At 70.4% G+C, this 13,838-nt stretch carries 13 protein-coding genes and 1 pseudogene; 5 read left to right on the top strand and 9 right to left on the bottom strand.

The features are described from left to right. Positions 1 to 143 (bottom strand): annotated as a pseudogene (locus ACESL7_RS05855) (DUF1365 domain-containing protein); the annotation flags it as partial. Further along, positions 140 to 1,432, bottom strand: a complete 1,293-nt coding sequence (locus ACESL7_RS05850) for an NAD(P)/FAD-dependent oxidoreductase (RefSeq protein ID WP_372892376.1) — start codon at positions 1,430 to 1,432, stop codon at positions 140 to 142. The pseudogene ACESL7_RS05855 and the gene ACESL7_RS05850, both read right to left, overlap by 4 nt. Before the next feature lie 242 nt (positions 1,433 to 1,674). Here ACESL7_RS05850 and ACESL7_RS05845 point away from each other — a divergent pair, with 242 nt between their 5' ends. Beyond that, a complete protein-coding gene (locus ACESL7_RS05845) occupies positions 1,675 to 2,226 on the top strand; it encodes a sigma-70 family RNA polymerase sigma factor (RefSeq protein WP_372892378.1) in 552 nt (183 codons plus the stop codon). Positions 2,227 to 2,231: 5 nt separating this feature from the next. Beyond that, complete coding sequence (locus ACESL7_RS05840) at positions 2,232 to 2,888, top strand: ChrR family anti-sigma-E factor (RefSeq protein WP_372892374.1); 657 nt, start codon at positions 2,232 to 2,234, stop codon at positions 2,886 to 2,888. A 376-nt stretch (positions 2,889 to 3,264) separates the two neighbouring features. Here the strand turns inward: ACESL7_RS05840 and ACESL7_RS05835 are convergent, their stop codons facing one another. Together ACESL7_RS05835 and mutL are read right to left on the bottom strand one after the other, a co-directional pair. Next, positions 3,265 to 4,662: a DNA recombination protein RmuC gene (locus tag ACESL7_RS05835; RefSeq protein ID WP_372892372.1), complete on the bottom strand. Its 1,398-nt coding sequence runs from the start codon at positions 4,660 to 4,662 to the stop codon at positions 3,265 to 3,267. Positions 4,663 to 4,685: 23 nt separating this feature from the next. Continuing rightward, positions 4,686 to 6,545 (bottom strand): DNA mismatch repair endonuclease MutL, encoded by a 1,860-nt coding sequence (gene mutL, locus ACESL7_RS05830; RefSeq protein ID WP_372892370.1) that lies wholly within the window; start codon positions 6,543 to 6,545, stop codon positions 4,686 to 4,688. A 115-nt stretch (positions 6,546 to 6,660) separates the two neighbouring features. Here mutL and ACESL7_RS05825 point away from each other — a divergent pair, with 115 nt between their 5' ends. Both ACESL7_RS05825 and ACESL7_RS05820 read left to right on the top strand, forming a co-directional pair. Continuing rightward, complete coding sequence (locus ACESL7_RS05825) at positions 6,661 to 7,560, top strand: MBL fold metallo-hydrolase (RefSeq protein WP_372892368.1); 900 nt, start codon at positions 6,661 to 6,663, stop codon at positions 7,558 to 7,560. A 10-nt stretch (positions 7,561 to 7,570) separates the two neighbouring features. Continuing rightward, a complete protein-coding gene (locus tag ACESL7_RS05820; protein ID WP_372892367.1) occupies positions 7,571 to 7,948 on the top strand; it encodes a rhodanese-like domain-containing protein in 378 nt (125 codons plus the stop codon). Between the two features lie 94 nt (positions 7,949 to 8,042). Here ACESL7_RS05820 and ACESL7_RS05815 read toward each other — a convergent pair whose 3' ends face one another. Together ACESL7_RS05815 and ACESL7_RS05810 are read right to left on the bottom strand one after the other, a co-directional pair. Further along, entirely contained in the window at positions 8,043 to 9,386 is a 1,344-nt protein-coding gene (locus ACESL7_RS05815) for an ammonium transporter (RefSeq protein ID WP_372892365.1), read from the bottom strand. A gap of 35 nt (positions 9,387 to 9,421) precedes the next feature. Next, the gene (locus tag ACESL7_RS05810) at positions 9,422 to 9,760 is read right to left on the bottom strand and encodes a P-II family nitrogen regulator (protein ID WP_372892363.1); all 339 of its coding nucleotides are present in this window, start codon (positions 9,758 to 9,760) and stop codon (positions 9,422 to 9,424) included. Positions 9,761 to 10,018: 258 nt separating this feature from the next. On the opposite strand from ACESL7_RS05810, the gene ACESL7_RS05805 reads away from it, so the two are divergent. After that, entirely contained in the window at positions 10,019 to 12,238 is a 2,220-nt protein-coding gene (locus ACESL7_RS05805) for a transglycosylase domain-containing protein (protein WP_372892361.1), read from the top strand. A 3-nt stretch (positions 12,239 to 12,241) separates the two neighbouring features. Here the strand turns inward: ACESL7_RS05805 and ACESL7_RS05800 are convergent, their stop codons facing one another. From ACESL7_RS05800 to ACESL7_RS05790, 3 genes are all read right to left on the bottom strand, one after another. Then, positions 12,242 to 12,847, bottom strand: coding sequence for an MlaC/ttg2D family ABC transporter substrate-binding protein (locus tag ACESL7_RS05800; protein WP_372892359.1), 606 nt, complete (start codon positions 12,845 to 12,847; stop codon positions 12,242 to 12,244). Next, positions 12,837 to 13,562: an MlaA family lipoprotein gene (locus ACESL7_RS05795; protein WP_372892358.1), complete on the bottom strand. Its 726-nt coding sequence runs from the start codon at positions 13,560 to 13,562 to the stop codon at positions 12,837 to 12,839. Before ACESL7_RS05795 ends, ACESL7_RS05800 begins: the two co-directional genes overlap by 11 nt. Before the next feature lie 37 nt (positions 13,563 to 13,599). Next, positions 13,600 to 13,838 (bottom strand): hypothetical protein (locus ACESL7_RS05790; protein WP_372892356.1); only part of this gene is annotated, 239 nt, incomplete at its 5' end.

Here is a 13,838-nt window from a genome sequence, read left to right as displayed (position 1 = left end):
TTGCGCCGGAAGAGCGCGGGCGCCTCGACCTCCGCCGCCTCGGCGTCGAGGAGGACGTAATCCACCCCGTAGCGGAAGGCGTTGTCGATCGCGCCGCGCCGGCCGTGCCACGTGTGGCCCGCGAGATGCTCAACCCGGCTCACGCCGCCACCGCGCCCGAGCGGCGCAGGAGCGCCTCGGCCACGTCATGGGCCGAGGAAAGCCCGTCCTCGTGGAAGCCGTATTTCATCCAGGCCCCGCAGAACCACGTCCGGTTGGTGCCGTTCATCGCCGCCACCTCGCCCTGCGCGGCGAGCGCCGCGGCGTCGTAGACGGGATGATCGAATTGCACCTGATCGTGAATGTACTCCTCCCGGATGCGGGATGTCATGTTCAGCGAGACGAAAAGCGGATCGTCCTCGGGGATGGGCTGGAGCGAGTTCATCCAGTAGCTCACGCCGATGCGGTCCGACGGCTGCCCCGCGGCCTCGGTGTAGTTCCACGAGGACCAGGCGAGCCGGCGGCGCGGCATCACCTCGGGATCGGAATGCAGCACCACGTCGTTCGGCTGATAGGCGATGCGGCCCACGGTCGCGCGCTCCTCGGCGGTCGGATCGGCGATCAGGCGCATCGCCTGATCCGAGTGGGTGGCGAAGACAACCTCGTCGAAGATGTCCGGTTCCGCGCCCGGCGCCTTGACGGTGACGCCTTCGGGGCCACGGCGCACCCATTCGACCGCCGCGCCGGTGCGGATCGCCACGCCGGCGCGCGCCAGTGACGCCTGCAGCCGGTCGACATACTGCACCGATCCCCCCTCGACCGTGTACCACTGATGCTGCCCCGTCACGCCGAGAAGGGCGTGATTGTGGAAGAAATCCAGCATCGTACGCGCGGGAAAGTCGAGAACCTGCGCCTTGGGCACCGACCAGATCGCCCCTGAGAACGGGAGCAGGTAATGATCGCGGAAGCGCGTGCCGGCGCCCAGCGCCTGCAGCAGCTCGCCCACGGTCAACCCGCCCTGCCGCGACAGCGGGTAGGCGCGCGCGTTGAAGCGCAGGATGTCGCGCAGCATCCCCCAGTAGCCGGGGTTCACCAGGTTGCGCCGCTGCGCGAAGAGCGCGCCGGGCGTGCGCAACGCATACTCGAAGCGCCCGCCGTCGATGGAGACGCCGAAGCTCATGTTCGACCTGGCGACCGGCACATCGAGGTCGTCGAAAAGCCGGACGAGGTGCGGGTAGTTGGCGTGGTTGAAGACGATGAACCCCATGTCCACCGGCTGATCGCCGCGCTTGCCGGCGATGACTGTCCGGGCGTGCCCGCCGAGGCGCGGCTCGGCCTCGTAAAGCGTGACCCGGTGCGCCCCCGAGAGGAAGTGCGCCGCACCCATCCCGGAGATGCCGCCGCCGATGACGGCGATACGGCGGGGGGCGGCGGGGGCGGATTCGAATGGCATCTGGTGTCTCTCCTCGGTCGTTGAGCGCGCGTCCTCTGCTTCTACGGGACCGCCCCGGCATCGGATGCAAAAGAAAATCAGGCGCGACATGTGATCCGGTCGCGCCGCTGCCCCGTATCCGTTACATGTTGAGCAATGTCGACTGGTTGGACCAATACGCGGCGCAGCCCGTGCCGCCGCCCGACGCGCCCGTCTCGGTCGTGCGCGGCGCGGCGGCCATGGGCGAGGTCGGATTGACGCGCATGACACAGACACGCGGGCGAGCGACCGTGGAATGGGTCGATCACGTCGTGCGGATCCGGGACGCGCGGGACGAGGCGGCCTTCGCCGAACTCTTCGCGCATTTCGCACCGCGCGTGAAGGCGTTCCTGAAACGATCGGGCGCCGACGACGGGCTGGCCGAGGAATGCGCACAGGAGGTCATGGCGACCCTCTGGATGAAGGCGCATCTCTTCGATCCGGCGCGGGCGAGCGTCTCCACCTGGGTCTTCACGATCGCGCGCAACCGCAGGATCGACGCCCTGCGCCGGCAGCGCCGCCCGGAACCCGAGGATCTGCCCTGGGGGCCAGAGGCGGAGCCGCAGCAGGACGACATGCTCGCGCTGCAGCAGGACAGCGAGCGCCTTGCCGAGGCGTTGCGCGCGCTGCCCGAGAAACAGAGGTACCTGATCGAACGAGCCTATTTCGGCGAACTCTCGCACGGCGAGATCGCCGAGGAGACGGGGCTTCCGCTCGGGACCATCAAATCGCGCATCCGGCTCGCTCTCGACCGCCTGCGCCATGCGCTCAAGTGACCCACATGAAAAACCAGATCACACACCACCTGACGCCGCAGCTTCTGATGGCCTACTCCGCCGGGACGCTGCCCGAGGCCTTCGATCTGATCGTCGCGTCGCACCTGTCGCTCTGCGACGAATGCCGCGCGGAGGCCGAAAGCTACGACGCCGTGGGCGGCGCGCTGATCGAGCGCGAGACGGCGGAGATGGCGTGCGACAGCCTCGAGGCGACGCTGCGCCGGATCCGCGAGGGGGCGGACGCGGACACCGCGCCTCCGGCTCCCCTCCCGGCGGCGACGGCGGATCTGCCACGCCCGATCCGTGACTACGTCGGAGGCGACCTCGCCGACGTGCGCTGGCAGAGCATGGGCAGGGGTGTCCGGCAGGCGATCCTGCCCGTCGACGGCGAAGCGACCGCGCGGCTCCTGCACATCCCTGCCGGCGCCGAGGTGCCCGATCACGGGCACCGCGGCACCGAGCTCACGCTGGTGCTCAAGGGGGCCTTCCGCGACGAGGACGGACGCTTCGGCCCCGGCGACGTGGAGGTGGCCGACGAGGCAGTGGAACACACACCCGTCGCCGAAGAGGGCGAGGACTGCATCTGCCTCGCCGTCACGGACGCGCCGCTGCGCTTCTCCGGGCTGATGCCTCGGCTCGCGCAGCCCTTCCTCAAGATCTGAGCGGGGTGGAGAAAACCTTTCGGACGAAAGGTTTTCGAAGCCGGGGCTGAGGACGCGAAGAATTTTCGTACGAAAATTCTTCGCGCCCGGCGGTGCGGCGGGGTGCGCAAGTCCGGCCGTCGCGGGACATCGTGACCGGGCACGGGCCCGGCATGTGCCCCGTCGGCTCGGGGCGCCCGGCCCACGCGGTCGCGCGATGTCGCCTCCACACCCCGCTCGCTTGATCGGCCCCTGAAGCGGGAGGTCCGCGCCTGCCCGCGCGTGGTGTCCGCTGCGCCGGCGCGGGCTGCCTCGACACGGCACGCCGCCCCGACGGCGCCCGGCAGGGCCACCCCGGTCGGCCCGGTCGCGCAGGCCGTCGCCGGCCCACCACGCCTCACCCGTCGTCGAGCCGGGTCAGCTCCGGCGCGGTCAGGGGGCGCGGTTCCTCGTCGACCGTGTCCAGCGCGGCAAGGTCCTCCTGCGGCGCGACCACGCCGAGCCCCTCGAACTTCCGCGCGGAGGGCAGCACCCGCCCCTCGAGCGAGCCGACGGCGCGGTTGTAGGCCTCCACGGACGACCGCAGGCTGCGGCCGACGCGGCCGAGATGGTCGGCGAAGGTGCCGAGCCGGTCGTGGATCTCCTTGGCGAGCCGCTGCACCTCGGCGGCGTTCTCGGCCATCTTCTCCTGCTGCCAGCCGTAGGCGATCGCCTTGATGAGCGCCATCAGCGTCGTCGGCGTGGCGATCAGGACCTTGCGCTCGAAGGCGTATTCGATGAGCCCCGGATCGGCCTCCGCGGCGGCGGAGACGAAGGTTTCGCCGGGGATGAACATGACGACGAAATCCGGCGTCGTCGGGATCGCGTCCTGGTAGGCCTTGGAGGCGAGTGTCTTGACGTGCGCGCGCACCTGCGCGGCGTGGCGGGAAAGATGCTCGCCCTGCGCCTCCGGCCCGTCGGCCTCCAGCGCGTCGAGATAGGCCTCGAGCGGGGTCTTGGCGTCGACCACGATGCTCTTGCCGCCGGGGATGCGCACCACGGCGTCGGGCCGGCGGGCGCCCGCGTCGGTCTCCACCGTATGCTCGGAGAGGTAATCGACGTGCTCGGCCATACCGGCCATCTCGAAGACCTGGCGGAGCTGCATCTCGCCCCAGCGCCCGCGCGTCTTGGGCGCGCGCAGCGCCTGCACGAGGCGGCGCGTCTCCTGCCCGAGCGCCTGCTGGCCCTTGGTCAGGTCCGCGACCTGCGCGCGGATCGCGCCGTAGGCCTCGTTGCGGGCCTTCTCGATCTCCGCGATGCGCGCGTCGAAGGTGCCCAGCTTCTCGTCGAGCGGCTTGACCAGATCGCGGATCGCCTTCTGCCGTTCGGCGAGGTCGGTCTCGGCGCTTTCCTTGTGTTTCTCGAAGCGCTCGGAGACGAGGGAGAGGAACCGCTCGGAGTTGGCCTTCAGCGCGCCGGAGGCGAGATGGGCGAATTTCTCCTCCAGTTCGGCCTTCATGCCGCGCAGCTCCTCGAGGCGGGCGGCGTGGCTCTCCTTGAGCGCGGCGAGCTCGGCCTCGCGCGCCGCCGTCTCGGCGCCGGCGGTCTCGAGCCGCGCCCGCGCCGCGCCGAGCTCCGCCTCCACCGCGGCGAGGCGCTCGGCGCGCGGGCGCAGGCCCGCGAGCTCCTCGCGCAGCGCCGCCACGTCCCGGCGGCTTCGCCTGAGCGCGCCGAGCGCGAGAAGGAGACCGATCAGAACCGCCCCAAGCGCCGCGAGCGCCCCGAGCGTCACCGGATCGAGCGTGTCGAAAGTCATGCGTTCCGTCGCCCTGCCCCGCCTCAGCGCCGCCCGAAGAGCCGCTCGACATCGGCGAGCTTGAGCTCGACGTAGGTGGGCCGGCCGTGGTTGCACTGCCCCGAGAGCGGCGTCGCCTCCATCTCGCGCAGGAGCGCGTTCATCTCCTCGGCGCGCATCCGGCGGCCCGCGCGCACCGAGCCGTGGCAGGCCATGCGCGAGAGCACGGCCATGAGCCGCGCCTCGAGCCCCGCCGCGGTGCCCGTCTCCTCCAGCGCATCGGCCACATCCGCGAGCAGGCCGCGCGCGCCCACCTCGCCCAGAAGCGCGGGGCTCTCGCGCACAGCGAGCGCCTCGCCCCCGAAGGGCTCGATCACGAGGCCGAGCCGGGCGAGATCCTCCGCCGCGTCGAGGAGGCGCCCGCGCGCGGGCTCCGGCATCTCGACGACCTCGGGGATGAGAAGCGCCTGCGCGGCGACGCCGGTCTCGGCGAGCTGCGCCTTCAGCCGCTCGTAGACGAGGCGCTCGTGCGCGGCGTGGGCGTCCACGATCACGAGGCCGTCTTCCGTCTGCGCGAGGATGTAGGTCTCGTGCAGTTGCGCGCGCGCCGCGCCGAGGGGGAGCGCCTCCGCCGGGGTCTCCTCGGCCCCCTGCGGGGCCTCCTCGACCGGCTCGACCCGCGCGCTCCACGCGCCCGCGGTCTCGGCGAAGCCGGGCGCGGGCGCCTGCGCCTGATACGACGCGGCGCGCGCGGCGGCGGAGGGGCGGTCCATCTGGTAGCGCGGCGCGGTCGGGCCGCCGCCACCTTCGGGCCGCGCGGCGCCCAGCGCGGCGCCCGCCACGGTGGTCGCGGCGCGGTGCCCCGCCTCGGCCAGCGCGTGGCGCAGCGCCGAGACGATGAGGCCCCGCGCCGTGCCGGGATCGCGGAAGCGCACCTCGCTCTTGGCGGGGTGGACGTTGACGTCCACGCGCTCGGGCGGGCAGTCGATGTAGAGCGCCGCCGCCGGGTGCCGCCCCGCCGGCAGCACGTCCATGTAGGCCGCGCGCAGCGCGCCGAGCAGCATCCGGTCCTTCACCGGCCGGCCGTTGACGAAGAAGTGCTGCGCCACGGCCGCGCCCCGCGAATAGGTGGGCAGCGCCGCGTAGCCCGTCAGGCGCAGCCCCTCGCGCTCGGCCTCGACGCGCAGCGCGTTGCGGACGAACTCCGCGCCCAGAACCCGCGTCAGCCGCCCGGCCAGCGCGTCGAAGAGATCGCCGGTCTCCGCGTCGGCGCGGAAGCTCACCTTCTCGCCCCCGCCGGAGACATCCGTCAGCGTCAGGCTGACGAAGGGTTCGGCCATGGCGAGACGGCGCACCACGTCGCCGATCGCCTGCGCCTCGGCCCGGTCGGAGCGCAGGAACTTCAGCCGCGCGGGCGTGGCGTGGAAGAGATCGCGCAGCTCGACCACCGTGCCGCGGCGCAGCGCGGCGGGCCGCACCTGCCCGACGCGCCCGCCCTCGACCGCGATCTCGGCGGCCTCGGCGCCCGCGATGCGCGACGCGATGGAGAGCCGCGCCACCGCCCCGATGGAGGCGAGCGCCTCGCCGCGGAAGCCGTAGCTCGCGATGTTCAGGAGATCCGAGCCGTCGATCTTGGAGGTGGCGTGCCGTGCCACGGCCTGCGGCAGGTCCTCCGCCACGATGCCGTGGCCGTCGTCGGCGACGCGGATCAGCGTCTTGCCGCCCTCGGCCTGCGCCACGTCGATTCGCCTTGCTCCGGCGTCGAGGGCGTTCTCGACGAGTTCCTTGACCGCGGCCGCGGGCCGCTCGATCACCTCGCCGGCGGCGATGCGGTTGACGGCCGCCTCGTCAAGCGGGCGGATCGCCGGACGGACGCCGGGTATCTTGTGGCTCGCGTCGTTCATGACCCAAGACCTAGCACAACCTCCGCCAATTTGACCAGCACCCCGTCCTGCCCCTTGGAATCCGGACACATTCCATTAGGTGAATGCCAAAGGCAGCATTCCGGAAGGAGGACGCATGTTCACGCGCGAAAGCCCGTCGAAAGGCCCCAATTCGCCCCGCGTGGTGGGCTTCTACGAGAAGCCCACGGGAAGCATCCAGTATGTCGTGATCGACGAGGCCACGAAGAAGGCCGCGCTGATCGACGTGGTGCTCGGCTTCACACCGTCGGAAGCGCGCACCGACACCGAGGCCGCGCAGGAGATCCTCGATTTCGTGAAGGCCGAGGGGCTGACGGTCGAGTGGATCCTCGACACCCACCCGCACGCCGACCACCTGATGGCCTCGGCCTGGCTCAAGGAGCAACTCGGCGCGCCCACGGCGATCGGCGCGAAGGTCCGCGACATCGCCCGGCTCTGGGAGGGGTTCTACAACACCCCCGACGCCTTCGATCCCGACGGGGACTTCGATCGCCTCTTCGCCGACGGCGAGACCTTCATGCTCGGCGAACTGCCCGTGCGCGTCATGCTTTCGCCGGGCCACACGCTCGGCTCGATCACCTACGTGGTGGGCGACGACGCGGCCTTCGTGCACGACACGCTGATGCATGTGGACGCGGGCACCACGCGCGCCGACTTTCCCGGCGGCTCGGCCTCGGAGCTCTACGATTCGCTCATGGCGATCCTCGCCCTGCCCGACGAGACGCGCCTCTTCGTCGGCCACGACTACCCGCCCGTCGGCGAGCGCACCGACCCCGCGTGGGAGGCCACGGTCGCCGAGCACAAGGCGAAGAACAAGCACCTGGGCGGCGGCACGCCGCGCGAGGACTTCGTGAAGATCCGCGAGGAGCGCGACGCCACGCTCTCGCTGCCGGACCGCATGCTCTTCGCGCTGCAGGTCAACCTGCGCGGGGGGCGCTTGCCGGAAACCGAATCGGACGGCAAGAGTTACTTCAAGATTCCCGCCAACACATTCTGAGGAGCGCGTGATGAAGACGGAGCAAGTCGGCGAAGCCACCTTCGAGACCTGGACGCCGGAGGAAGTCCACGACGCCTGCCGCAAGGGCGAGATCGTCGTCATCGACGTGCGCACGCCGCAGGAATACATGTTCGAACACCTCGAGGGCGCGCTGCTGATGCCGCTTCCGTTCTTCAACCCCGAGATGCTGCCCGGCCAGACCGACAAGCGCATCGTGCTGCACTGCGGCTCGGGCGTGCGCAGCGAGAAGATGGCGCGGCTCGCCATGGAAAAGGGCCTCGACCGGATCGCGCACATGGAGGGCGGCTTCGCCGCGTGGAAGGAGAAGAAGCTGCCCTACATGGGCACCGACATGGCCTCCGGCGCGCCGAAGCGGGTCACGCCCTGAGCGGCTGACAGGCCGCGGACCTCCGGGGTGACCGGACAGGAAAAGGCCCGGGCGGCGCACCGCCCGGGCCTCTTTTTCGCGCGTCAGGGTCCGATCAGGCCGAGCCGCCCCGCGAGAACTCGGGGTAGGCCTCCATGCCGAGCTCGGACATGTCGAGGCCGTTGACCTCGGATTCCTCGTCGACGCGGATGCCCATCACCGCCTTCAGGATCAGCCAGACGATCAGCGACAGGACGAAGGTCGCGCCGACGATGCCGACGATGCCGAGGATCTGCGGCCCGACCGACGAGGTGCCGGTGAGCACCACCGCAAGCGTCCCCCAGATGCCGGCGAAGCCGTGCACCGGGATGGCGCCGACGACGTCGTCGATCTTGAGCTTGTCGAGCAGCGGCACCGTCAGCACCACGATCACGCCCCCCACGGCGCCGATGATCAGCGCGAGGAAGAGCGAGGGCGCCAGCGGCTCGGCGGTGATCGAGACGAGGCCCGCGAGCGCACCGTTGAGCACCATGGTCAGGTCGACCTTGCCGTACATCACCTGCGTCAGGATCAGCGCGGCGACGGCACCCGAGGCCGCGGCCATGTTGGTGTTCGAGAAGATCCGGCTCACGTCGGCCACGTCGCCCACCGACCCCATGGCGAGCTGCGAGCCGCCGTTGAAGCCGAACCAGCCGAGCCACAGGATGAACATGCCGAGCGTCGCCAGAGCGAGGTTGGAGCCCGGCATCGGGTGCACCTTGCCGTCCTTGCCGTACTTGCCCTTGCGCGGGCCGAGCACGATCGCCCCCGCGAGCGCCGCGGCCGCGCCGCAGGCGTGCACGACGGTCGAGCCGGCGAAGTCGGAGAACCCGGCCTCCGAGAGCCAGCCGCCGCCCCACTGCCACGAGGCGGTGAGCGGGTAGATGAAGCCCGTCAGGACGATCACGAAGATCAGGAACGGCCACAGCTTGATCCGCTCTGCGAGCGCGCCCGACACGATCGAGGCGGTCGCCGCGCAGAACATCAACTGGAAGATGTAGTCCGACCCGGTCGAGGCATAGGCGGCATCGTCGGCATCGGCCAGCGTCACGCCCACGGGCTCGAGCACGGCCCAGGCCGGGAAGAGACCCGAGAACCAGCCCTCGATCGCCCAGTCACCGAGCGGGTACATGAGGTTGTAGCCGATCAGCCAGTAGAAGATCGCCGCGAGCGAGAAGAGCCCGACGTTCTTCGTCATCTGCATCGTGACGTTCTTGGAGCGCACCAGCCCGCCCTCGAGCATGGCGAAGCCCGCCGCCATGAAGAACACCAGGAACCCGCCGATCAGGAACAGCAGCGAGTTCATGATCCAGACGAATTCGTCGCTCGCCACCGGCGGCGCCCCCTCGTCCTGGGCCAGGGCGAGCGCCGGCAGCGCCGTCAGCATCCCGGCCAGAGCAAGCGTTTTCGTGAGTTTCATCTGTCGTTTCCCCTCTTGTGTCGCTTGCGCGGCGCTCAGAGCGCGTCCGCGTCGGTCTCGCCCGTGCGCACGCGCACGGCCTGTTGCAGGTCGAGGACGAAGATCTTGCCGTCGCCGATCTTGCCCGTGCGCGCGGTCTTGGAGACGGTCTCGACCACCTGGTCGGCCATCGCGTCCTCGACCGCGATTTCCAGCTTGATCTTGGGCACGAAGTTCACGGCGTATTCCGCGCCGCGGTAGATTTCCGTGTGGCCGGACTGCGATCCGAAGCCCTTGATCTCGGTCACCATCATGCCGCGGACGCCGATGGAGGTCAGGGCTTCCCGCACCTCCTCGAGCTTGAACGGCTTGATTGTCGCTATGATGAGTTTCACCAGCACCCCCTTGGCTTGGACAGGCCCGCCGCCTGCGACTGTGCACATGCAGCAAAGGGCAGCGACGGGGCGGGGGGAAGGCGCTGCAAAGCCGGACGGGACGCGCACCCGGCCAGATCGCACAATTTTTATGCGCTCGATATTTTTTGTCTATTTTTTGTGCATACTGGAATCGTGCACTGGACCACGTGACGCTCTACACGCAGTGCAGCAGAGGGTACTCTCGGCAAAAAAGGCAAAGGCGAGGCGAGCAGACCGATGAGCGAGAAAGGGCGTCGTCCCCCGCGGCTGAGAGCCACGCGCGGCACGGCGGGCGGCACCACGCGCGGCGCCAAGGGAGCCGCCCCGCGCGGCACGGCGGGCGGCAAGCGCGCGACGGCGGCGCCCGGACGCGCCACCCGCAAGCCCGGGTCCGCGCGCAAGCGGCGTGCGGACCGCAAGCCGCCATCTCCCCGCCGCTCCCGCGGTGGCCCGGTCCGACGTGCGCTGCGCTTCGTCGCGCGGCTCGTCTGGGGCTTCACCTGGCGCGTCGGGCTGATTGTCGCGCTCCTGATCGGGGGCGGTGTCGCCTACTATTACGCGACCCTGCCGTCGCTGGACGAGCTGCTCGACGGCCGCCCGCGCGGGTCGGTCACCATGCTCGACCGCGAGGACAGGATCTTCGCCTGGCGCGGCGCGCAGTTCGGTGGCGCGGTGACCGCCGACGGCGTTTCACCGCACTTGCGCAACGCGGTGATCGCCACCGAGGACCGGCGCTTTCCCCTGCATCCCGGGATCGATCCGATCGGCATCGCGGGTGCGATCCGCATCAACCTCTCCGAGGGGCGCGGCCCGCTCGAGGGGCACGGCGGCTCCACGATCACGCAGCAGACGGCGAAGCTCCTCTGCCTCGGCAACCGCTTCGACAAGGCGCGCCACGACAGCGAGCGCGCCTACGAGGCCGCCTGCCGCGAGACGACGCTCTGGCGCAAGGCGCGCGAGGCGCTCTACGCCATGGCGATGGAGATCGCCTACTCCAAGGACGAGATCCTCGCGCTCTATCTCAACCGGGCTTACATGGGCGGCGGCGCCTACGGGGCGGAGGCCGCGGCGCAGCGCTTCTTCGGCAAGCCGGCGGCGACCCTCGATCCGGCCGAGGCGGCGATGCTCGCCGGGCTCCTGACCGCGCCCACCGCTCTCGCGCCCAGCACCAACCTGCAGCGGTCGCGCGACCGGGCCGCCGTGGTGATCCGCCTGATGGAGGCGCAGGGCTACCTGACGGAGGCCGAGGCCGCCACCGCCCTCGCCACGCCCGCGAGCCTCTCGGAGGCGGCGGAGGCACGTGCAGGCGGCTATTTCGCGGACTGGCTCATGTCGTCCACGCCCGAATATCTCACGCGCGACACCACCGAGGACGTGCTGATCCGCACAACGCTGGACCGCGATATCCAGCAGGCCGCGGAAGAGGCGCTGACTGAGGTCTTCGAGACCGAGGTGCGGGAGGGCTCGGAGGCGCAGGCGGCCATCGTCGTGATGAGCGCCGACGGCGCGGTGCGCGGGATGGTCGGCGGCCGCGCGATGCGCGTTTCGGGGGTGTTCAACCGCGCGACACAGGCGAAGCGACAGACCGGTTCGGCCTTCAAGCCCTTCGTCTACGCCACGGCACTGGAACTCGGCTGGGCGCACGACGACGTGGTCGAGGATGAACCCCTCACGCTCGACATTCCCGGTTCGGGCGCGTGGTCGCCCGAGAACTACACCGACGACTTCGCCGGGCCCGTGACGCTGACCGAGGCGCTGGCACGCTCGCTCAACATCCCGGCGGTCAAGGTCTCCGAGCGCGTCGGGCGCGAGAACGTGCGCCGCGTCGCCGCCGATTTCGGGCTGGTGAGCGACCTCGCCGCCGGGCCGGCCCTCGCGCTGGGCGCGTCCGAATCGACGCTCCTCGAGATGACGGGCGCCTATGCCGGCATCCTGAACGGCGGTTCCTCGGTCGCGCCTTACGGCATCACCGACCTGCGGCTGAAGGGCGACGACACCGCGCTGCTCGACAATTCGGGCGGCATCGGCGAGCGGGTGATCCGTGAAGAGGCTGCCCGCGAGCTCATCTACATGATGGAAAAGGTCGTCAGCGAAGGCTCCGGCCGGCGCGCCCGCCTTGAAGGGCGGGAGGCAGCCGGCAAGACCGGCACGACGCAGGCCGCCCGCGACGCGTGGTTCGTCGGCTTCACGGCCGACTACGTCACCGGCGTCTGGATGGGCTACGACGACAACACGCCGCTTACCGGCGTCACCGGCGGGGGCCTGCCGGCCGAGATCTGGCAGGAAACGATGGCGCGCGTGCACGCGGATATGCCGCCGCGCCCGCTGCCGATGATGCGTCCCCCGCCGCCTGAACAGGTGCGGCCGGCCGCTGACGATCCGGCCGCGCGCGAGGTGGGCGAGACCGTACTGGATCAGGTCCTGCAGGACATGTTCGGCGGCGACGGGCGGCGCTGATCCTCAGCCCATCGTGCGCAGGTCCGCGATCAGCCGGTCGAGATCCCGGCCGCGCCGGTCGAGCATCGCGCCGATCTCCTCGCGCTCGGTCAGGAGCATGTTCACGCCCTCGATGAACATGTTGAAGAACCGCGGCTCGCCGGAGCGGTCGGAGACGTGGAAATCGACGAAGAAGGGATCCTCGCCGCGCAGGTAGGCTGTCGTGCGCACGCGGTAGTAGGTCTTGATCTCCCGCACGCCCTCCATCTCGAGGCGACCGCCGATGAAGTCGCGGAAGCGCGAACCGTACTTGCGTGCGATGTACCCGCGGAAGGCGTCGATATAGGCCCGCTTCTGCGCCTCGGTCGCGGCGCGGCCGTCCACGCCGAGCGTGTAGAGCGCAACCGTCGGCACATCCGAATAGCGCGCGAAGATGCGCTCGAACTCGGCGTACATCGCCGCCTCGGACTTGCCGGAGGCGATCACGGCGTTGATCTCGTCGACGAGCGACTGCACGAGATCGCGCGCCTCGGCCTCGGTCAGCGCGCGGGCCGGGAGCGGTGCGAGCGCGAGCACCGCGCCGCCCGCGAGCGCGGCCAACGCGCCGCGCCGGGTCGGGTCATTCGCCATAGAGGTCCTCGTAGGGGTCGGTGAAATCGTCTTCGGACGGCGACGCGTCCGGATCGGAAAGCTCGAAGCGGCGGTTCTGAAGATAGATGAGGCGGGTCTGCGCGTAGCTGTCGGCGCTGTCGTAGAGCACAGAGTCGACGGCGCCGCCGTAGCGGCCCCGGTCGATGACCTCGCCCGCGATGCGGGCGCCGAAGGCGGCGCGCCGTTCCGACTCCGACAACACGGATCCCAGCGGGTTGGTGAAAATGTCGACGACGCGACCCGCCGTGCGCCGCTCGGTCGAGGGGCCGAGGATCGGAAGTTCCTGATAGGCGCCCTCGGGCACGCCCCAGACGTGGAGCGTCTGGCCGAAATCGGTGTCGTCCGCAGGGAGCCCCATGTCGCCCGCCACGTCGAAGAGCCCGGCGAAGCCGAGCGTCGTGTTGAGCGTGAAGCGCAGCGCGTTGCGCCCCGCGCGCCGAAGGTCGCCCTGCAGGAGGCGGTTCACGGCCTGCTGCGGCGCGCCCAGGTTTTCGCCGAAATTGACGACCACGAGGGCGAGATCGGACTGCTCGCCCCCGCCCCCGCCCCCGCCGCTGACGCCACGCGACAGCGGTCGCACGACGGAGCGATCCAGGGACCGGTTGAAGTCATGGACGGACCGGTTCTGCGATTCGTAGGGGTCGTGCACCGGACCGGCGCCCTCGGGCGCGACCGAGCACCCGGCCAGCGCCACGGCGAACGCAGCGGCAATCAGCGGGCGGAGGCGTCTTTCAACTGGAAGCCGGGTCACCATCATCCTTTCGCCAGCGGTTCGCGGGGCAGTCCGGCACAGGTTTAACAGTCCTCGCCACGAATGCCACAACGGCCTGTTCGGCGACCGCCTCATTTTCGCCATCATCCTTGTCATTGGTGCGCGACGGTGCGACGTTTCCCGAGCGTCGCCATGGCCGGCGGCGGACCGATTGCACTCCGGGGCCACGGTTTCCAGGTGGCGTGCGCCATTCCTTTC

It is taken from the genome of Rhodosalinus sp. (assembly GCF_041685465.1).
In the GTDB taxonomy this organism is placed as follows: Bacteria; Pseudomonadota; Alphaproteobacteria; order Rhodobacterales; family Rhodobacteraceae; genus Rhodosalinus.
This window is presented reverse-complemented; position numbering and strand designations above follow the sequence as displayed.